Source organism: Rubrilithobacter danxiaensis, from assembly GCF_047272945.1.
Classification (GTDB): Bacteria; Bacteroidota; Bacteroidia; order Sphingobacteriales; family Sphingobacteriaceae; genus Rubrolithibacter; species Rubrolithibacter danxiaensis.
In genome coordinates, this window is sequence record NZ_JBKOPS010000003.1 from 177025 (window position 1) to 196587 (window position 19563).

Below are 19563 nucleotides of genomic sequence, written 5' to 3' on the forward strand. Positions count from 1 at the left end.
GTTAAACGTTAGAGTTAGTTAATTGTTAAATCGATAGTTAATTAATCGGGTTGTTTATATAATCCTATCTTGGAAATTTCAGGATTCCATCTTGAATTAATTTTCAGCCTTAATTTATTGGCAGTTACAGGATCAAAGCGAAGCAGGCGTTTGTAGCCAACCGTTGTTCCATGTGTTACTTCTTTCCATTCTCCATTCTCCAGATATTCTAATGCAAAGTTTTCAATACGTTGTCCTGATTGAATATTTTCCTGCAAAAGGAACACATCAAACATGGCTGGTTTCTTTAATTTGAATTCGATAATGGTTGAAGTATCTTTAGCACGGGTGGTGAAATATGTTTTAAGATTCTCGTCGGTTAAAGCTTTTGTATTCAGTCCATTTTCTGAAAAAGCAACAGCATTTACTAACAGATTTTTTGCAAATGTCCGATCCCTTAATTCTTTCCATCCTTTTAAACTTTTTATATCGCTTTCATTGATCAAACCTTGCTTATCTGGCGGAATATTTAAAAGCAATACACTGTTTCTACCCACAGAACTGTAATAAATATCCAGTAATTCGCGGGCGGATTTAACTTTACTGTCTTCATTGGGATGATAAAACCATCCCGGGCGGATAGAAACGTCTGTTTCTGCCGGATACCAGACCAATCCTTTTGCATTTTTTATTTTCTCCCTGCTTCCCAAATCATCACCCATCATATCTCCCTGGGGCTTAAAAGCAATGGATTGCTGCGAACCGGCAGCAACTCCGGCAGGATCCAGGTTATCTGCCGGAACAACACTCCACTCGGTTTCCCGGCCATTACCACTTTCTGTTCCAACCCATCGCACATCCGGACCCATCACGGCAATAGTGGCCTCAGGCTGTAATTTACGAATCAGTTTATACCAACGGTCAAAATCATAAACCTGTTTTTTTCCATTTGGCCCTTCACCGTTTGCACCATCAAACCAAACCTCGTGTATAGTTCCGTATTGAGTAAGTAATTCGGTAAGCTGGTGAATAAAATAATCGTTATAAGCTTCTGTGCCATATAAAGAAGAGTTTCTATCCCAGGGAGAAAGATAAATACCAAATCCTATTTTAAATTCACGGCAGGCATCTGCCACCTCTTTCACAACATCGCCCTGCCCGTTTTTCCAGGGGCTATTCTTTACCGAGTGTTCTGTATATTTACTTGGCCAAAGGCAAAAACCATCGTGATGTTTGGCTGTAAGTATCAGTTGTTTAATTCCCGCCTCTTTACATACACGCACCCATTGCCTTGCATCCATCCGGGTGGGATTAAAAACTTTCGGATCTTCTTTTCCTGTACCCCATTCGTTGTTTGTAAATGTATTAACACCAAAGTGAAGAAAACCTGTTAGTTCTAATTGCTGCCACCTTAACTGCCGTGCCGAGGGAACCACATGGGCTGCTTTAAGAACGATATCCTTCTCTGTGTCAGAATTACTGATAATAACTGCATTTGCATGCTGGCCCTTTACAGTAAAAGAATACAGGATAAAAGCCAGGTTGGTTAGAACCAGCAGGGAGATTTTTTTCATTTGTGATAATTATTTTTAGTTCTTTGATTCCTGAGCGACGGGTTTCTGCTCTTTTTCCAGCGTACAAGCTGAAATACTATTTGTTTATAATTTTCTTTCTCGAACAGCACTCCTACACTTCCATCTCCTATTTTAACCAGGTCTGAGTAAGCGGCGTAATCAGGTTTACCATCTTTACTCCTGGCAATTGTATAACTTAAAGGCCAGGTTCTGCCATCGTCGTAACTTATGCGGAGAGTGAGATTATCGCGGCGCATGGTAACAGCTGCATTGCAGAAAGCAAGTATATTCTTACCTTTTCTTTTCCCGATGTTCAAAATACTACCTTCACAAACCGGATCAGGCAAATTTTTATCAAAGTACACCGAGTCCCACTTTTCACCCCCGTCAGCACTTATAGCAACTATACGGCTTTTTATATCGCCCTTCTGGTTTCGAATATTCATCATCAACCGGTTTCCGGACAATTGCGCTGCTGTAGCTTCATTTGATCCTTTAACCGGAATATCTTCGCTTAATTTGAATGTTTTACCATGATCGTCTGTATAGTAACCGTGCGCTACGTAATCTTCTGCATTACTTTTCGGATCGCCGGCAGAGTGATTGGCAGCGATATATATTCTGCCATTATAAACTCCTCCTGCAAACTGCATTGCATGGCCCGGAGTATTGGCATATGATCGCCAGTCTTCTGTAAAATTAAACGATGGATTTACAGCAGGTTGTTTTGGACGATGAACCTGTAAAGTAATATTTACAGCATCCGACCAGGTTTTTCCGGCATCAACAGAAGTTTTATACCAAACTTCACGCAAGCCATTCCCTTTTCTAACCTCGCTTTCGTGGTTATTTCCGGTATTATAGAACAGGAATATTCGTCCTTTAGGATAATCCGGATCAGATAGGTCCACTACAGGAGCCGGATTCCCGGCCTGTAAAGTATTGTAGTCGACAACAGTTTGCAACCCGCTCCAGGTTTTCCCGTTATCTGTACTCCGCTTCATCACAATATTTACATCTCCAAAATCGCCTGCGTTGTTTACCCTTCCTTCAGCAAAAGCTAAAATATCACCGCTGGGCAGATTAATGATTGCAGGAATGCGGTAACTCTGATGACCTTCTGTACCCGAAATAAATACAGGCACAGTCTGAGCATAACCTGCCTTTGAAAAGCACAGCACAAAAACAACAAAAAGACAATAAATTTTCATCTTAACAAATCGCGAATGTTTTTACCCGGAAATACCTACCGATAAAAAGCGCAAAATAATATATAAAACAGCAGGAAATAATGTAACAAGTTTGGGAGCAAGATGAAATCTATAATAAGAGAATAAACTTGGTATTTCATAAGCATATTTTACATTTTATCAGGATATTTGCAGCCCTTAACAAACATGGATTTAAAACGCAGGCACCGGATATTTCTCAGTATATTTTTCTTTCTTTCGGGATTTTGCTTTTCGAGCTGGGCTTCCAGAATTCCCACTTTAAAGACAAAATTTGACTTCAATGAGGCTGAATTGGGTACTATCCTCTTATCAATGCCCATAAGTTCGCTTATTGGCTTGCCAATTTCAGGCTGGCTGGTAGCAAATTATGACAGCCGAGTACCACTTTCTATTTCCTTTATACTGCATGCTGTTTGCCTTTCACTGATAAGTATGGCAGATTCAACGTATACACTTGTTCCTGCTATCTGCCTCTTTGCATTAAGTATGCGGATACTCAATATTTCGGTAAATACACAGGCGCTTACCCTGCAAAAACAATTCGACCGGAAAATTATCGGCTCTTTCCACGGACTGTGGAGCACGGGAGGCATTGCAGGAGTTGGGTTTTCTACCTTGTTTGTAGCTTTAAATGTATCTATTGTGCCGCATTTAATAACTGTATCTGTTATTACGCTAGCCTGTACCTTTATTTGTTATCCCTTTCTGCTCAAAAACGACCGGTCTCCATCCGGGAATAAGCTTGTTTTGGGAAAACCGGATCCGTATATTCTTTATCTAGGTATGCTTGTTTTTTGTGCTGCAATATGTGAGGGAGGAATGTTTGACTGGAGCGGAATTTACTTTCAGGAAGTGATAAACACTAAGATTTTCACATTCGGCTACCTTATTTTTATGATTTGCATGGCTTTATCCAGGTTCTGTTCAGACCGAATTATAGAACGAATAGGAATGTCGAAAACCTACATTTTAAGTGCTTCTTTAATAGTTTCCGGAATTTTACTGGCAGTAATTCTTCCTAGTTTCTGGCCCGCAATGATCGGTTTTTCTCTTGTTGGCTTTGGTACAGCAGCGGTTGTACCCATGACTTACAGTTTAGCGGGAACTTCTAAAAAATATTCCCCGGGTATGGCTATTTCAATTATTGCTACTTACAGCATTGTGGGAATGCTTATCGGCCCGCCTTTAATTGGCTACCTGGCTCATGCTTTTCATCTCAGGATATCTTTTATTGCTTTTGCATGCGCTGGAATTATGTTAATTCCAATATCTCAGATTTTTTTCAAGTATCAAAAATCAATTGCCAGGCAAAAAGATTAACGTTGAAAAGCATAAGCCTTTTTTACCAGTATTGGTTTTGTTATTCTTTACCAAATTCTCCCACAGCTCTTATTTCTACCTCTTCACTAACCACAGCTGACGGCATACTCCCAATTCCAAAATCGGTACGGTTTATTGTTCCTGTTAATTTAAATCCTGCCAAAGGTTTTTGAGTACGCATATTTTTACCGATTCCATTCAAGGTTAAATCGAGGGTAACGGGTTTGGTTACACCATGCATAGTTAAATCGCCACTAAGTTTATACTTTTTACTGTCAAGCTTTGTAATCGACTTACTTTTAAAGGTGATTTGAGGATATTTTGCGGCATCAAAAAAATGATCGCTCTTTAAATCATTATCCCGCATCTCATTCTCGGTATTGATTGAATTAACGTCTGCAGTTAATTCAAAAACTGCATCCGAAAAGTCATCCTTTGACGAAGTAATACTTGCATCGAACTTTTTAAAATTGCCGTCAACTTCCGACAGCATTAAATGGGTAACTGTAAAGCCAAGCTTTGAATGAGCTTTGTCAACTGTCCATTTTTGTGCAAAAGCGGTACTGCAAAATAATACAACAGCCGCAAGGATTGTGATTTTTTTCATGTTCATCTTTTAATATTGGTTAGCAGATTAAAGATACTGTTCCGGATTGGGAAAAAAGAATCTAATAGACAGTATGAGGAGGAATGCCGACAGCTTAACCAAAAGAGCCGATGAAAAACAAACAGCTCATTCAGTTATTCTAAAACGGTTTGTAAGAATGAAAACTTTCTGCTCAATTAACTAAGCGCCTGCTCCCGGAAAAGAATTCCAAATCGTTCAAAATAAGCCTGTTCCAGTTCTTCTCTTTTTTCAGGATGCGCAATACCGATTAGAGCCCCGGCCCTTTGGCGCAGGTTCATGCCGAAGAGGTTAACCTTTCCGTATTCGGTAACAACCCAATGCACGTGTCCCCGGGTAGTAACCACACCTGCTCCCTGCTTCAAAAAGGGCACTATCCGAGATACGCCCTTATTGGTAACCGAAGGCAGTGCAATAATTGGCTTACCTCCTTCAGATAAAGAAGCCCCACGCACAAAGTCCATCTGCCCGCCTATTCCTGAATACTGATATGTTCCGATAGAATCGGCACATACCTGTCCGGTAATATCAATTTCTATAGCGCTGTTTATGGCCGTAACTTTCGGATTCTGCCTGATAATGCTGGTATCGTTTACATAGGCAATATCCATGACACGGACGGAATGATTATCATCTACAAAATCATATAATTTCCGGGTACCAACCATGAAAGAAGTTACCGACTTGCCCCTGTTCAGTTTTTTCCGGCTGTTATCAATCACTCCGTTTTCAATAAGCGGTATTATCCCGTCAGAGAACATCTCAGTATGCAAACCCAGGTTTTTATGGTTGGTAAGATTTTTCAATACCTGGTCTGGAATGCCTCCAATTCCCATTTGAATGGTGGCTCCGTCCTCAATCAGCTCCGCTACATTTTGTCCTATTTTTATAACAGTTTCTGTTGATCCGGAGCTGTAATCTACTTCAGGAAGTTCTGCTTTCTGCCAAACCAAAGCATCAATTTTATTTATGTGAATAAACCCGTCTCCGTGTGTCCGCGGCATTAAAGGGTTTACCTGTGCTATTACAGATTTTGCTGTATCTACCGCAGCCCTTGCAATATCTACTGAAGTGCCTAACGAACAATAACCGTGATTATCCGGGGGAGAAACCTGAATTATGGCGACATCTATCGGCAAAATATTGGTTTTGAACAACTGCGGAATCTGACTTAAGAAAACAGGAACATAATCTCCATTCTCGCTATTGGCAACACTACGTGTATTTGCAGAAACAAAAAGTGAGTTTACAAAGAAGGAATCTTTATATAAAGGATTATTAAAGTTTACATCACCAAGCGACGTAATGGTAACCAGTTCCACGTTTTTCAATTCATTATACCGGTTTTGAAGTGCCTGTATGAGATATTTTGGGGTAGCAGCACTTCCATGCAAAAAAACACGATTTCCTGACTGGACCCTGGCTACAGCTTCACGGGCGTTTACATATTGAATGTCTTTCATATCTGATATTTTTTATCGTAGTGAGATAACAATTACAAATCTTTTTTTCTGAAAATTTTTAAAGCAGCAATCAAAGGAATGATAACCCATAACAATTGCATGATAACAGAAAAAACAATTCCTATACCACTTCCAAAAAACTGCTTATACAATGCTCCGGTATATCCCATCAGGGCAGAAATATCCAGTTGCAGTAAAATTAAAATCCTTGCCAGATCTATGGGGTTAAAACCAGTTAAAACAATCAAGGCCTTTTCGAGCGGATAATCAGAAAAGGTAAAAAGAAAGAGTAGCACCAATACATCAAATATAATGGCACAATAAAACCAGATCATCAATGCCAATCCTATTCCTTTTGCTTTATCGCGGGTTAAAGTTGAAGCAAGAAAAGCCAGTGCTATAAATGTTAACGTAATTAAAGAGCCAGCAGCTATAAGCGTTAGTCCGGTAGCAGATAATGCAAATAAAGCAACAGGAACACCAACGCCCAGCAAGTAAGCAGCGAGAATAGAACCGCTGATACCGATAAATTTTCCCATAAGGATAGTTTGCCGGCTAAGAGGCTGTGAAACCAACAATTCGGTAAACTCATAGGCATTAAAATAGTAGGTGGTTGCATAAACTATACTTACCAACGGAATAATGATCATGACAATTGTTGTGATACTTACCAATCCCTTGGTAACATCCGGATCTGATAAAAATATTCCGGTGCAGATAGCTGCCAGAAGCGCTGTGTAAGCGAGTAAAATCCTGCTTCTTAAAATATCAAAAACTATATACTTCGCAATCTTAATCATACTCTATATTATTTTTGTTAACGCTTTTCCAAGACGTTGTTCGCCCGTTTCTGCCTTTAAACTCTCCAATGCTTTATAAAATTTAATAATTCCATCTGTCAGATACAGCACCTGGTCGGCTATCTCTTCCACTTCACTCATAATGTGCGAGGTAACAAGAATCAGCTTCCCTTTATCTTTTTCAACCAGGATCTTTTCCTTCAGTATTTCAGCAGCAAGCGGATCAAGGCCTGCAGTAGGTTCATCTAAAACAAGTACTGACGGATTAAACATGAATGCAAGTGCTGCGCTTACTTTCTGACGTGTACCTCCGGATAAGGTGCGCATTGCTTTTCCATACATATTTTCCAGGTTAAACGCTTTTAGCAAATCAGTATCAAGGCCGGCATGCATCGCCCGTATATCCATCATCATCTCAAACAATTGCCCAATCTTCATATTTTCGGGATAATTGCCGATTTGAGGCATATAGCCAATATCCTTTTTATAATCGAACGTGTTAATTACAGGTTTACTGTTAAAGAAAATCTCTCCCTCATCAGGTATAACCATACCCAAAATTGATTTAATAAGGGTAGTTTTTCCTGATGCATTTGGACCAAGAACACATACTGCCTGACTTCTTTTAAACGAGCAGGATATGCCCTTAAGCACTTCCAGTTTGCCAAATGTTTTCCGTAGGTTTCTGACTTCGATTATATTTTCCATGGTTTCATTTTCGGATTATCGTCTCTAACGCCCTGAGGAGTTACAGAAGGGATGGATTTTTCAACTTTATCCAGCAGATTTACTATAAAACTTCGCATCAGCATTACGCTTTGAGGTATCTGTTCAATTATCTGCGCAAAAAGGCTTACAGGATGGTATGGAATATCGCCTGTACCATCTTTATTAAGATCGTATCCTTCGTACTTTTCCCAATAATTATTATTAAAATAATTCAGGTTCAACGAGCCGTTAGTGGTTACATCAAATGAATTGACGAAGAAATTATTTCTGTTAAAGGTATTTTCTTCGCAATTAGCCAATACCCTTAGCGCAAGTCCGTTGTTTTTAAACTCATTATTTTCAACAGTAATATTTCCTGAACCTTCCATATACAAACCGGTTGTATTGCGGATAAAATGATTATTACGGATCTGGCTTCGTGAAATATCTTTGAGCAATAAGCCATAGATAGAGCTTCCCCAGTTTTCCAGGAACACGTTATTAACCATTTTAATACGCTTGGAATACATCACAGCTACTCCAGATCCGTTATTTTTAAATGTATTTTTCCGGTACAAATCGTCATCGGAAAACATAAAATGTAACCCGTAGCGGTAATTTTTTTCGCTGACATTTCTTTCAATTAAGCTCTTTTTAACAAACTCAAAATAAATTCCGTCGCGATGTCCCCAAACATGATTTCCTTTGATGATAATGTAATTACACTTCCACAGATGAATGCCATTGCCTGAAGAAAGTGCATCATTTGTGCCCTCTATACTGTTATTCAGAATGCTGATGTTTTTAGAATCGGACAAATAAATGCCGAAAAAATTGCTGCGAAGTTTATTATTTCTGATAACAACATTTGTGACTTTATTAAGCCGTACACCCGCATAATCCCGCATTGCGCCTGTTTTTGAATTTTGTATCAGGAAGCCATCCAGGGTTACGCTGTCTGCAAGTATGGTTATTACTTCTTCATTAAAACCGGCATCAAGCACCGGGAAATCTTCGCCCAAAAGAGTCAGCTTCTTATTAACGATGGTGTTAACTGATGTATATTTTCCTTTTTTAACACGGATTGTATCACCATCACTGGCAAGTCTAACTGCTTGCTTTAAAGACGAAACTTTGCCTTTACTATCTACAATTATTGTTCGTGCCTGAGCGGAAATAAACAGGAAAAATAAACAGCTAAATAAAACAGGCAATTTCATACGTATTAATAGTTATTTAATAATTCTTCCCAGCTTAAAACTATTCCGTCAGCACTTTTCCGGTTATCTTTTGCAGCTTGTAAAGAATTAAATGACGACAGATTCCCGCCCATAGGTGAGCGAACGGCTTTGTCCTTTAAAAAAGATGCCTTTGTTGCATCGACAAAAACCCCGGGAGAAGCGTAATCGACTGTCAAAAATGTATTTCCGGACTTTTTCAATTCAGCACCGTTTTCGTGTAAAAAGTTGGCCATACATTCTGCCGCATCAAACTTAAACACCTTGCCTTTAGCGGTAATTATTTCAGCCCCAAAATGATTATCCATAATCGTCATTTTGCAGTGATGACAGGCATCCTGGCCGAATAAAATAGGTTCAGGCCCCGATGAACAGGAAAAAAGTAAAACCTGAGAAAACAGCACGGAAACAATTGTTAAACGTTTCATTTTAATTTATTTGCCACTCGTTGTTCATAAAATAAAACTGAGACAGCCAATGTACCGGCAATGCCTGCTACAATACCCCCAATATCGGGCAGTGAACCTGCCAAAAAGTTAAGAAGCTGTTTATAACCAATTAAAGGTGGCTGGTAAGTCATACCGGCAACTTTAATGGCAGCTTTAGGATCAAGATTATGGCCATATTGATATTCCCATAAATAGAAGTCGATGAAACCGATAACCGCAAAAAGAACCAGCAAAATGATCCACGCTGCCAACCACTTTCGATTGTTTAGATAAGCGGTAATTAAGCCGAATACCAGTACAAATCCGAAAACATAAGGCATAATTTTAAATTCCCAGAAGTCCTCCACGGCAATATGCTTCATGCCTATATAGTGATTGAGGCCATTTATCTGGTCAATATTTCCGCTTAAACCTGTAAGCCAGATCTTCATTCCCAGACCTTCGGGATATTGAGGTGCTTCGAGTACAATTTGCCAGAGTGGTAAGAAATAAGCACTCATCATTAACAAGGCGCTCACCGCTATCAAAACTCTGGACCGGTTCTTCATCTTAAAACTTTTCATTTTATCGGAACTTTTCAGGTTTAAAACCTGGTCAATATGAGCTTGCCGACGGCCGCTCTCTATTATTCCGTTACTATTTTCGACAAGCTCAAACATGACATCAATTGATTTATGTTACTACTAAAACCTATTTTTTAGCTAATGGATTATCCCCCAGTTTATAAGAAATGGCAATGTTTGAATTTGCTGGAGAAACTCTGAAATAACCCGACATTTCCTGGTGAAGAGCTGAACAGAAATCGGTACAGTAATAAGGGAATACTGCTTCCCTGTCAGGTACCCATTTCAATGTTGCTGTTTCACCGGGCATAACTAAAAGCTCGGCATTGTTTGAACCTTTAATTGCAAAACCATGAGGAACATCCCAGTCTTGTTCGAGGTTGGTAACATGCACGTAAACTTCGTCTCCCATTTTAATTCCCTCAACATTATCCGGAGCAAGGTGCGAACGGATTGCAGTCATATACACATCCACACGATTTCCTTTTCTGACAACTTTCGCTTCTTTCTCTGATTTGGCTGCGAAGGGATGGTGATTTTCCTCCAGTTTGAAAAATTTTACCTGGTTCTTTGTCACCTTCTCTGCAGGAATAGTTTGCGCATAATGCGGTTCGCCGATGGTTGGAAAATCAAGCAAAAGCTTCATTTTATTGCCGGTAATATCAATTAATTGTGCAGATTGAGTAAGTTCAGGACCTGTTGACAGGTACCTGTCTTTTGTAATTTTATTCAGGGCAACTACATATTTTCCGTATGGAGATTTATTATCGCCGCCAGGAATTGATAAGTGGCCGATTGAATAATAGGTTGGAATACGGTCTATTACCTCGCGTGTATTTAATTTCCATTTTACAATTTCAGAAGACACAAACATGGAGGTATAGGCATATCCTTTGCCGTCAAATTCAGTGTGCAGAGGGCCTAATCCTGGTTTTTCAACCTCGCCTTCAAGTACTGAGTTGTATTTTAGCACCGGAATCCCTGTTTCTGTTCCCTGATCTTCAAACTGTTTATTGTCTATAGCCGATAGCATTTTTTTGAAGGAAAATACAGGAATTACCGCTGCAAGTTTTCCGCTGGCAACTATGTATTCACCGGTAGGGTCTACATCGGCTCCGTGAGGAGATTTAGGACAGGGAATGTAATAAACAAGGCCGGGATAATCTTTTACATCAAGCATTAACACGTCATTTTTAATAGTAGAAGTAGCAGAATGTGTTTTTTCATCCCATACGTTATGTGCGTATTTTGCGGGCACTTTTTTTCCTTTACCCTGAGCAACAAGCGCTTCCGCTTTTTTCCAGTTTACTGCCATAATAAAATCCTTATCCCGTTGACTGGCATTTACTTCAAGCAGTGTATTAGCTTCTTCTGTATTATAGGTGGTAAAAAATATCCAGTCTTTTGACGGTCCTTTTCCGGCTCTTGCCAGATCGTAATTAAAGCCCGGAATAATCAGCTGAAAAGCAAGGTTCATTGTTCCTTTATCCTTGTCTACCTTAATAAAGGAAGCAGCTCCCTTGAAGCTCTTTTTATAAGAATCGATAGGAACATCCTTATCAGCGTCAAGCGGAATGCTGAATCGGGTATTTCCTACAACATACTCGGTATTTTCTGTACAGAAAGGCGAAGCATGATTACCGCCGACATTGGGGAGTTCAATTATTTCTTCCGTTTTAAATGTAGCAAGGTTAAGCCGGGCAATTCTGGGTGTATTGTTACCGTTTATAAAAAGCCAGCGGCCGTCATCCTGACCATTAGTTTTAGACAACTGGGGATGGTGTGCGTCATCCCACGGAACAAAGCCATGTGAAGTATTCAGCATGGGTTTAGTTTCTTCAGAATAACCGTATCCATTTTCAGGATTTTGTGAAAAAACCGGAATCACTTTCAGTAAACGGCCGGAGGGAAGGCCGTACGCTGCTATCTGACCGCTAAAACCGCCGGATGCAAACATGTAAAGTTCATCATACTTTCCGGGTGCCACATATACTTTTTTAGCGGCATCGGCGTCGGTATTTTGCCCTACTTTTCCCGGTTTGCAGGCTGTGAAGCAAAGTGCTGCAACAGAGGTAAGCAGAAATGCTGTTTTTTTGTAATTAAGGTCCATTTTTTTATTTATTAGAAATTAAACTTCTATTGACTATCGTTCTCACGAAAGAATTCGAGGATTTGCCGGGTTTCATCGTCAGAAACATTCTGAAAGGTCATCTGCACCAGGTGTTTTTCAAATAGTGCTTTGGCAACGGCATCTTTCTGCGTCATTTCCTGCGGGTTGGTGATCATATTCATGATCCATTCGGGCTCTCTTCTTTTAGTTACATCTTTTAAACCCGGGCCTACCAATTTCTCATTTGTTGTTTTATGGCAGGATGAGCATTTTGCCTCGAATACAGTTTTACCCTTTTCTGCAAGCCCTTTATCAAGTGCCCCGATTTCAACTGAAGTAAATTTTCCTACTCCTTTGCTTTCACTTTTAGCTTCGGGGTCTGTAACTACTGCTGCCTCTGTGGTAGCTGCTGAAGATTCAGTGGTTGTGGCTTCTTCATTAGAAGTACTGCTTTGGTCGGCATTTCCACATGCATATAGCAGAGAAAAGCCTCCTATTAATAATACTGCCTTTATTTGTACTGGAATTTTCATATCTGTTTTTAGTTTATGCTGTAAAAGTATTTCTGTTGATTTAGTGATTAGGTGATAAGCGTTACCAGAAAAACTGATCGTTATCACTGAATAATAGAAGATAAAATTATCTTTTATTGGTGCAAATTTTTTTATTTCAGGAAGTATCTGTTTTGTTCAAATTCATGTACCATTTCATTTAAAGATTTTTTGCTGAACTCTATCAAAAGCTGTGTACGTATGGGTTTTATTTGCTCGTGCATGGGACACGGAGCGGCATCCGAACAATCTTTAAGTCCCATTGCGCATGCACAGAACAAATCGTTCCCATCTACTGCCCTGATGATATCGATCAAGTATAAAGAACGGTCGTCTTCAATATAAAAGCCGCCATTAGGGCCTTTTGATGAGGAGAGTACTTTTTTGCGTGATAAGGTTTGCAGAATTTTAGCCGTAAAATGCATGGGCGAACCTATTGCCGATGCTATATCTACTATCCCCGCTTTCTCATTCTTATGATTTTTATATGCGATGTAGACCGTTGCCCTTATTGCATATTCGCATGATTTTGAAAGTAACATACCGTCTTTTATACTGCAAACCTAATTTTTAACTATCACTTTTTAAACTCCGGTTAATTCTTTCTCAACCTGGATTGCTTTTGGAAATAAAATGTTATTCTCTAAATGCACATGCCTGTTCAGGTCATTTTCGTATTCTTCCAGCTTTTTATACAAAATAGTGTACGAACTGCAGGCATCTGCAGGTAAACGGTAATCATCAGTAAGTTCACGAATGGTTTCAAAATCTTCACCTGCCTGCTCATGCTCCATTTCCATTAACTGTATCGGGTTTGAAACCTTGCCAAAAGCTGCTTTTTGTAACATACCACCATTTTTTTGTGTATTGGCCAATTCTTTAATAAAAGGGAAGAGGATTTTTTCTTCTTTCGCCATATGCAGCGTCAAGTCCTGCCCTATTCTTGAAAATACTTCTGCAACACTGATTGCTTCCGGGTGGCGGTCGCCATGCACACGTGCCACTTTATGCGCAAGCTCATTTATAAAAGCTGTATTTTCTTTAACATATTGATGGTGCGTATTGATAATATAATCGCTTAAAAAACCAATATCCCATTTTTGAAAATCGTTTTCGCTGTTTTTATTTTCACCGTTAATTAATGAAAGTTCTTTTTCAACAGCATCGGCGTCTATTCCTTTCTTTTCACAAACTTCAGTGAGAGTTTTCTTTCCGCCGCAGCAAAAGTCAATACCGAACTTTTTAAACACCTGGGCTTTTCGATAATCTTTGGCAACAATTTCGCCAATGGTCTCTTCGCTGGCTTCTGCTCCGCGTTTTGCTATTTTTACTTTCCATATTTCCGGGCCGCTTTCCAGATATTCCCATGAAAAGGTTTGTCCTCTTTCTGCCAGTAATTGATAATACAAAGGTTTTGGGTCATGGTCGTTATGAATAACGAACGATTCTGCCGGAGCTAAAGAATCAAATTTTTGAAAGATAGTAGGATGTTTAAAACGAGGTTCAATAACTGTTACATCCAGAATACTGATAGTTTCCATATTGCTGTTACATTTTTTATTTAAGACAAAACTATCTTCTATTGAACTTAAAATTTGTGATTAAGATCATGAATAATTCAGATTCTGATCACATTATCTGCGCCGAAGGAAAGGAGATTTGCAATCATCATTAAAGAGCAAAAAATCTTTAATTACAACAAGGCCGCCGTTGGAAAGATCAGATGCAGATTTTTAGAAAACTTTCTGTACAGATACAAGTTAAAGCTGATAAAGGAAGGAATTGTAAAAATTAGCCAAAAACGGTTTCAACTGTGGATATAAGCATGTTTGAAGGAGGCTCATAATGATTGAGGGATGTAATGTAATGGAATCTAATTTAATTTGAATTACTCTCTGTGGGAAACCGCTTAAAATAATCTGTAACCATCTAAATTCACATACATGAAAAGAACCAAAAAGTTGTGGATCGCCTTTGCGTTAGTAGTAGGCTTATCCTTTGCAGTCCTGATCTATTACGGCGTTAAAATTTACCAGCAGGCACCTCCCATTCCTGAACGTGTTGAAGTTGAAAACGGAAAAGTCCTGTTTACAGGAACCGATATCAGCGACGGACAGAATGTATGGCAAAGTATCGGAGGACAGGAAGTTGGTTCGGTGTGGGGACACGGAGCATACGTTGCACCCGATTGGACAGCAGACTGGCTACATCGCGAAGCCCTATTTATCCTTAATTACTGGTCTGAAAAAGAAGATGGTGTAAGTTACGATAAGCTAAACCCCGAAAGACAGTCGGCGCTTCAAACCCGGTTGCAGAAAGAGTTGCGAAAAAACACTTATAATGCCGACACAAAAACATTAACGATATCACCTCTGCGTGCCCTGGCTTTTGATCATTTAAGAAACTATTACTCTTCTCTTTTTAGTGATGATCCTGCATTCAACAAATTGCGTGATGCATACGCTATTCCAAAAGAAACGATAAAAGATCCGGAACGGTTACGGCAAATAAATACATTCTTCTTTTGGGCAAGCTGGGCCTGTGTAACAGAGCGGCCGGGAGAAAATGTATCCTACACACATAACTGGCCTTCTGATAAATTAATAGGCAATGTAGCTACAGGCGACCTGATGCTGTGGACGGGTTTTAGCGTTATCATGCTTCTTTTCGGAATCGGAGTGCTTGTTTTTTACAATGCACAACATCAGGAAGATGAAATATCTGATGAAATTCCTCAGGATGATCCGCTCCTGTCCATCACTTCTACCCCGTCCATGAGGGCAACGCTTAAGTATTTCTGGATTGTAACGGCGTTGATCCTGTTGCAGGTTATACTGGGTGTAGTAACAGCACATTTTGGTGTAGAAGGAGGCGGATTTTATGGTATTCCGCTCGACCAGATTATGCCATACTCGCTAAGCCGAACCTGGCATGTTCAGCTTGCCATATTCTGGATTGCAACGTCCTGGCTTGCTACCGGCTTATACATTGCTCCGGCTGTTTCGGGGTACGAACCCAAATACCAGAAACTGGGAGTGAATTTCCTGTTTATTGCCTTGCTGATTATTGTAGCCGGATCTATGGTAGGACAATGGATGGCTATTATGCAAAAACTTGGCTTTGCCGAAAACTTCTGGATCGGCCATCAGGGATATGAATATGTTGACCTAGGAAGATTCTGGCAGATATTCCTGTTCATTGGTTTGTTTTTATGGTTAGGGCTTATGGTAAGGGCTTTATGGCCTGCGTTGATACAAAAAGGCAACAGTCGCAATTTACTTATCATGTTCATCATATCTTCTGTAGCCATTGCAATGTTCTATGGAGCCGGATTGATGTGGGGAAAACGCTCTAATCTTGCCGTTGCCGAATACTGGCGCTGGTGGGTAGTTCACCTTTGGGTGGAGGGATTTTTTGAAGTATTTGCTACTGTTGTTGCCGCTTTTCTTTTTGTACGCATGAAATTGCTGAACGAAAAATCGGCAACGCTCAATGTCCTTTTTTCTACTATCATTTTTCTTTCAGGAGGTATTATAGGCACATTTCACCATTTATATTTTTCCGGAACGCCGACTGGAGTTCTGGCGCTTGGCTCAACTTTTAGTGCCCTCGAAGTTGTACCGCTTGTAATAATTGGAACAGAAGCGTATCATAATTACCGGATTAGCCGCGTAAAACCTTGGGTGAGCGCTTACAAATGGCCTATTTATTGTCTCATTGCCGTTGCTTTCTGGAACTTCCTTGGAGCAGGAATATTTGGATTCATCATTAACCCTCCCATTGCTTTGTACTACATGCAGGGACTAAATACCACACCATTGCATGGTCACACCGCCTTGTTTGGTGTTTACGGAATACTTGGAATCGGCTTAATGCTGTTTGTATTGAAAGGCCTTTACCGTCAAAATGTATGGAAAGATAGTTTAATAAGCTTCTCATTCTGGTCGATAAATATCGGCTTATTCCTCATGGCAATATTAAGTCTGCTGCCAATCGGACTACTTCAAACCATTGCAAGTGTAAATGAAGGTATGTGGTATGCCCGTTCGGCAGAATTTATGCAGCAGCCTTTAATGAATACATTAAGATGGATGCGGGTTATCGGCGACACAATTTTCGCTTTTGGAACGATTGGCCTTGCACTGTTTGTTATTGGTTTAAAAACAGGATGGAGCTATGAAAAAGGCAATTTTGATGTAGAAAAAACCCGAAAGACCTATTGATCTTTCTGATAAATAACTATAACGCCGGGCTTACATCCCGGCGTTTTTATTTGCGTACATCAATTCAATAATCACTTCATTTTTACTTCCAGGATAAACAGCAAGTCTGCTACTTTACTATCTTTGAAGTACATGAGTCAAACAGAATCACGCAGAGAATTTATAAAAAAAGCTACTTTATTAACAGGTGCAGCCGGTATTTTTGGTGTACTGCCACCCTCGATACATAAGGCGCTGGCTATTGAAGCAGAACCCGGAACTACCTGGCTTGATGCCGAGCATATTGTTTTTCTAATGCAGGAAAACCGCTCCTTTGACCATTGTTATGGTACATTAAGAGGCGTAAGAGGTTTTAATGACCCGCGTGCTATAAAACTGCCCAATAAAAACAAGGTGTGGCTGCAAACCAATAAAGCAGGCGAAACATTTGCACCGTTCCGTTTAGACATTAAAAACTCCAGCGCAACCTGGATGGGATCTTTACCTCACTCATGGAGCGATCAGGTTGATGCCCGCAATCATGGAAGATTTGATACCTGGCTTGAGGCTAAAAAAGCGGGAAACCCGGACTATGCTCACATGCCCCTTACTTTAGGGTACTACGACCGAAAGGATATTCCTTTTTATTACGCATTGGCAGATGCTTTTACTGTTTGCGATCAGTATTTCTGTTCATCATTAACAGGAACAAGCCCTAACCGCTCGTATTTCTGGTCGGGTACCGTACGTGAAAATTCCCGGGATGAAAACTCCAAAGCACATGTATGGAATGGAGAGATTGACTATAAAGATATTAACTGGACCACATTTCCTGAACAGCTTGAAAAGGCAGGGATTTCCTGGAAAGTTTACCAGAATGAATTAAGCCTTCCCGTAGGTTTTGAAGATGAAGAAGAAGCATGGCTGGCAAACTTTACCGATAACAGCCTTGAGTTTTTTAAACAATATAATGTTCGCTTGCACCCGGCTTATCTTGATTATCTGGACAGATCGATTAAAGCATTACCATCTCAGATCAAAAAATTAGAAGAGCAGCTTAAGCTGGAACCGGAGAACAAAAAAGTATCGGATGAACTGGAGAAAAGGAAAAATGAATTTCAACAGGTATCCGAAGCCAGGAAAAAATTTACGCGGGAAAAATTTAACAGTTTATCCGACTTTGAAAAAAGCATTCACAAAAAAGCCTTTACAACCAATGCAACCGATGCGCACTACCATCAGCTAAGCACTATCACATATGAAGATCAGGAAAAAAAACGGATGGTAAAAGTTCCTAAAGGTGATGTTTTCCATCAGTTTAGAGCCGATGCAGACAAAAACGAGCTTCCAACTGTTTCCTGGCTGGTAGCTCCCGCAAATTTTTCCGATCATCCGGGCGCTCCCTGGTATGGAGCATGGTATGTTTCCGAAGCACTCGATATCCTTACTAAAAACCCTGAAGTATGGAAAAAAACAATCTTCATTCTTACGTACGATGAAAACGACGGCTACTTTGATCACGTTCCTCCGTTTGTTCCTCCACTATCGTCCAGGCCATATACCGGTGCCGTATCTTCCGGTATTGATACCAGTGCAGAATGGGTAAGTATGGAACAGGAAAAAGCAAGGGAAAATGAACCGGAAGATCACAGAGAGAGTCCGATAGGGCTTGGCTACCGGGTGCCTTTGGTAATTGCCTCACCGTGGTCCAGAGGCGGATGGGTTAATTCGGAAGTATTTGATCATACCTCCTGCCTGCAGTTTCTGGAAAAATTCATTACAGAAAAAACAGGAAAACAAGTACATGAGGCTAATATTACACCTTGGAGACGTACTGTATGCGGAAACCTCACTTCCGTTTTCAGGCCTTTCAATAACGAACCTATTCATTATCCGGACTTCCTCAAAAGAAATGAAGTAATAGAAGATATTTACGAAGCACGTTTTAAAGCACTACCAGGTAACTTCAAAGTCCTTACGGATGACGAAATAAAACAAATCAATCTGAACCCCGCATCTTCAGCATTATTCCCCTCACAGGAACCCGGCATTCGAAATGCCTGTGCAATACCATATGAGTTGTACGTGGATGCAAAACTGGATAATGAGAAGAAAAATCTGCAAATGAATCTAATGTCAGGAAATGAACTGTTTGGAAAGCAATCGGCAGGAGCTGCGTTTATTGTATATGCCCCTGTAAACTACACACTGCAAACAGAAGAAGGGCGGTTAACAAACACCATGCACAACTGGGCCTTTGCAGTTAAAGCGGGCGATACAGTTCCCTATCAATGGCCATTGGAAGCTTTTGAGGATGGCAAATATCATTTACAGGTTTATGGCGCAAATGGATTCTTCAGGGAGTTCTCGGGCAACAGCAACGACCCCGAACTATTGCTGCTTGCCCGATACGAACAGGAAACTGCCAGTAAAGACAAGATTACTTCCAACCTGATTTTACAGTTTAACAACCGCAGTAAAAATCAGGCTTACCAGGTTGAGATAACGGACAATGCCTATCACTCTGATGACATTACCGTCCTTATTCCCGCCGGAAAGATTACGAACAAGGTAATTAACCTGAAAAGAAGTTCTGGCTGGTACGATTTGAGTGTGAAGGTAAAGGGCTTTTCTGTATTTGAAAAACGCTATGCAGGCCATGTTGAAACAGGGCGGCCGGGAATAAGCGATCCTTTTATGGGGCGGGTTAAGATTTGAAGTATCAATCGGGATAAATACAGAAGCGGCA

16 protein-coding genes are annotated in these 19563 nt (G+C 40.2%); 3 read left to right on the plus strand and 13 right to left on the minus strand.

What is annotated here, in order from left to right; translation table 11 throughout:
- Positions 1 to 41: 41 nt before the first annotated feature.
- Both ACLCDL_RS04830 and ACLCDL_RS04835 read right to left on the minus strand, forming a co-directional pair.
- On the minus strand, positions 42 to 1553 hold the full coding sequence (locus ACLCDL_RS04830; protein ID WP_423147143.1) for an alpha-L-fucosidase: 1512 nt from the start codon (positions 1551 to 1553) through the stop codon (positions 42 to 44).
- Positions 1550 to 2764, minus strand: a complete 1215-nt coding sequence (locus tag ACLCDL_RS04835) for a sialidase family protein (protein ID WP_423147144.1) — start codon at positions 2762 to 2764, stop codon at positions 1550 to 1552. Before ACLCDL_RS04835 ends, ACLCDL_RS04830 begins: the two co-directional genes overlap by 4 nt.
- 186 nt (positions 2765 to 2950) lie before the next feature.
- Here ACLCDL_RS04835 and ACLCDL_RS04840 point away from each other — a divergent pair, with 186 nt between their 5' ends.
- Positions 2951 to 4105, plus strand: a complete 1155-nt coding sequence (locus ACLCDL_RS04840; protein ID WP_423147145.1) for an MFS transporter — start codon at positions 2951 to 2953, stop codon at positions 4103 to 4105.
- A 40-nt stretch (positions 4106 to 4145) separates the two neighbouring features.
- Here the strand turns inward: ACLCDL_RS04840 and ACLCDL_RS04845 are convergent, their stop codons facing one another.
- From ACLCDL_RS04845 to ric, 11 genes are all read right to left on the minus strand, one after another.
- Entirely contained in the window at positions 4146 to 4712 is a 567-nt protein-coding gene (locus ACLCDL_RS04845) for a YceI family protein (protein WP_423147146.1), read from the minus strand.
- Positions 4713 to 4888: 176 nt separating this feature from the next.
- The gene (locus tag ACLCDL_RS04850) at positions 4889 to 6193 is read right to left on the minus strand and encodes an acetyl-CoA hydrolase/transferase family protein (RefSeq protein WP_423147147.1); all 1305 of its coding nucleotides are present in this window, start codon (positions 6191 to 6193) and stop codon (positions 4889 to 4891) included.
- A gap of 32 nt (positions 6194 to 6225) precedes the next feature.
- Positions 6226 to 6993 (minus strand): ABC transporter permease subunit, encoded by a 768-nt coding sequence (locus ACLCDL_RS04855; protein WP_423147148.1) that lies wholly within the window; start codon positions 6991 to 6993, stop codon positions 6226 to 6228.
- 3 nt (positions 6994 to 6996) lie between these two features.
- Complete coding sequence (locus ACLCDL_RS04860; protein WP_423147149.1) at positions 6997 to 7701, minus strand: ABC transporter ATP-binding protein; 705 nt, start codon at positions 7699 to 7701, stop codon at positions 6997 to 6999.
- Positions 7689 to 8921, minus strand: coding sequence for a nitrous oxide reductase family maturation protein NosD (nosD, locus tag ACLCDL_RS04865; protein WP_423147150.1), 1233 nt, complete (start codon positions 8919 to 8921; stop codon positions 7689 to 7691). The genes ACLCDL_RS04860 and nosD overlap by 13 nt, the downstream gene beginning before the upstream one ends.
- Before the next feature lie 5 nt (positions 8922 to 8926).
- The gene (locus ACLCDL_RS04870; protein ID WP_423147151.1) at positions 8927 to 9367 is read right to left on the minus strand and encodes a nitrous oxide reductase accessory protein NosL; all 441 of its coding nucleotides are present in this window, start codon (positions 9365 to 9367) and stop codon (positions 8927 to 8929) included.
- On the minus strand, positions 9364 to 10047 hold the full coding sequence (locus ACLCDL_RS04875) for a hypothetical protein (protein ID WP_423147152.1): 684 nt from the start codon (positions 10045 to 10047) through the stop codon (positions 9364 to 9366). The genes ACLCDL_RS04870 and ACLCDL_RS04875 overlap by 4 nt, the downstream gene beginning before the upstream one ends.
- Positions 10048 to 10078: 31 nt before the next feature.
- Positions 10079 to 12061, minus strand: a complete 1983-nt coding sequence (gene nosZ, locus ACLCDL_RS04880) for a Sec-dependent nitrous-oxide reductase (RefSeq protein WP_423147153.1) — start codon at positions 12059 to 12061, stop codon at positions 10079 to 10081.
- Between the two features lie 26 nt (positions 12062 to 12087).
- A complete protein-coding gene (locus ACLCDL_RS04885; protein ID WP_423147154.1) occupies positions 12088 to 12594 on the minus strand; it encodes a c-type cytochrome in 507 nt (168 codons plus the stop codon).
- Positions 12595 to 12725: 131 nt separating this feature from the next.
- A complete protein-coding gene (locus ACLCDL_RS04890) occupies positions 12726 to 13154 on the minus strand; it encodes an RrF2 family transcriptional regulator (RefSeq protein WP_423147155.1) in 429 nt (142 codons plus the stop codon).
- Positions 13155 to 13196: 42 nt separating this feature from the next.
- The gene (gene ric / locus ACLCDL_RS04895; protein WP_423147156.1) at positions 13197 to 14153 is read right to left on the minus strand and encodes an iron-sulfur cluster repair di-iron protein; all 957 of its coding nucleotides are present in this window, start codon (positions 14151 to 14153) and stop codon (positions 13197 to 13199) included.
- Between the two features lie 402 nt (positions 14154 to 14555).
- On the opposite strand from ric, the gene ACLCDL_RS04900 reads away from it, so the two are divergent.
- On the plus strand, positions 14556 to 16835 hold the full coding sequence (locus tag ACLCDL_RS04900) for a nitric-oxide reductase large subunit (RefSeq protein ID WP_423147157.1): 2280 nt from the start codon (positions 14556 to 14558) through the stop codon (positions 16833 to 16835).
- Positions 16836 to 16967: 132 nt separating this feature from the next.
- Entirely contained in the window at positions 16968 to 19532 is a 2565-nt protein-coding gene (locus ACLCDL_RS04905; protein ID WP_423147158.1) for a phosphocholine-specific phospholipase C, read from the plus strand.
- The last annotated feature ends 31 nt before the right edge of the window (positions 19533 to 19563 follow it).

Bases quoted from the DNA above. Each gene is read 5' to 3' on its own strand.
- ACLCDL_RS04830 (WP_423147143.1), bottom strand. From the start codon at position 1,553: ATGAAAAAAATCTCCCTGCTGGTTCTAACCAACCTGGCTTTTATCCTG.
- ACLCDL_RS04835 (WP_423147144.1), bottom strand. From the start codon at position 2,764: ATGAAAATTTATTGTCTTTTTGTTGTTTTTGTGCTGTGCTTTTCAAAG.
- ACLCDL_RS04840 (WP_423147145.1), top strand. From the start codon at position 2,951: ATGGATTTAAAACGCAGGCACCGGATATTTCTCAGTATATTTTTCTTT.
- ACLCDL_RS04845 (WP_423147146.1), bottom strand. From the start codon at position 4,712: ATGAAAAAAATCACAATCCTTGCGGCTGTTGTATTATTTTGCAGTACC.
- ACLCDL_RS04850 (WP_423147147.1), bottom strand. From the start codon at position 6,193: ATGAAAGACATTCAATATGTAAACGCCCGTGAAGCTGTAGCCAGGGTC.
- ACLCDL_RS04855 (WP_423147148.1), bottom strand. From the start codon at position 6,993: ATGATTAAGATTGCGAAGTATATAGTTTTTGATATTTTAAGAAGCAGG.
- ACLCDL_RS04860 (WP_423147149.1), bottom strand. From the start codon at position 7,701: ATGGAAAATATAATCGAAGTCAGAAACCTACGGAAAACATTTGGCAAA.
- nosD (WP_423147150.1), bottom strand. From the start codon at position 8,921: ATGAAATTGCCTGTTTTATTTAGCTGTTTATTTTTCCTGTTTATTTCC.
- ACLCDL_RS04870 (WP_423147151.1), bottom strand. From the start codon at position 9,367: ATGAAACGTTTAACAATTGTTTCCGTGCTGTTTTCTCAGGTTTTACTT.
- ACLCDL_RS04875 (WP_423147152.1), bottom strand. From the start codon at position 10,047: ATGTTTGAGCTTGTCGAAAATAGTAACGGAATAATAGAGAGCGGCCGT.
- nosZ (WP_423147153.1), bottom strand. From the start codon at position 12,061: ATGGACCTTAATTACAAAAAAACAGCATTTCTGCTTACCTCTGTTGCA.
- ACLCDL_RS04885 (WP_423147154.1), bottom strand. From the start codon at position 12,594: ATGAAAATTCCAGTACAAATAAAGGCAGTATTATTAATAGGAGGCTTT.
- ACLCDL_RS04890 (WP_423147155.1), bottom strand. From the start codon at position 13,154: ATGTTACTTTCAAAATCATGCGAATATGCAATAAGGGCAACGGTCTAC.
- ric (WP_423147156.1), bottom strand. From the start codon at position 14,153: ATGGAAACTATCAGTATTCTGGATGTAACAGTTATTGAACCTCGTTTT.
- ACLCDL_RS04900 (WP_423147157.1), top strand. From the start codon at position 14,556: ATGAAAAGAACCAAAAAGTTGTGGATCGCCTTTGCGTTAGTAGTAGGC.
- ACLCDL_RS04905 (WP_423147158.1), top strand. From the start codon at position 16,968: ATGAGTCAAACAGAATCACGCAGAGAATTTATAAAAAAAGCTACTTTA.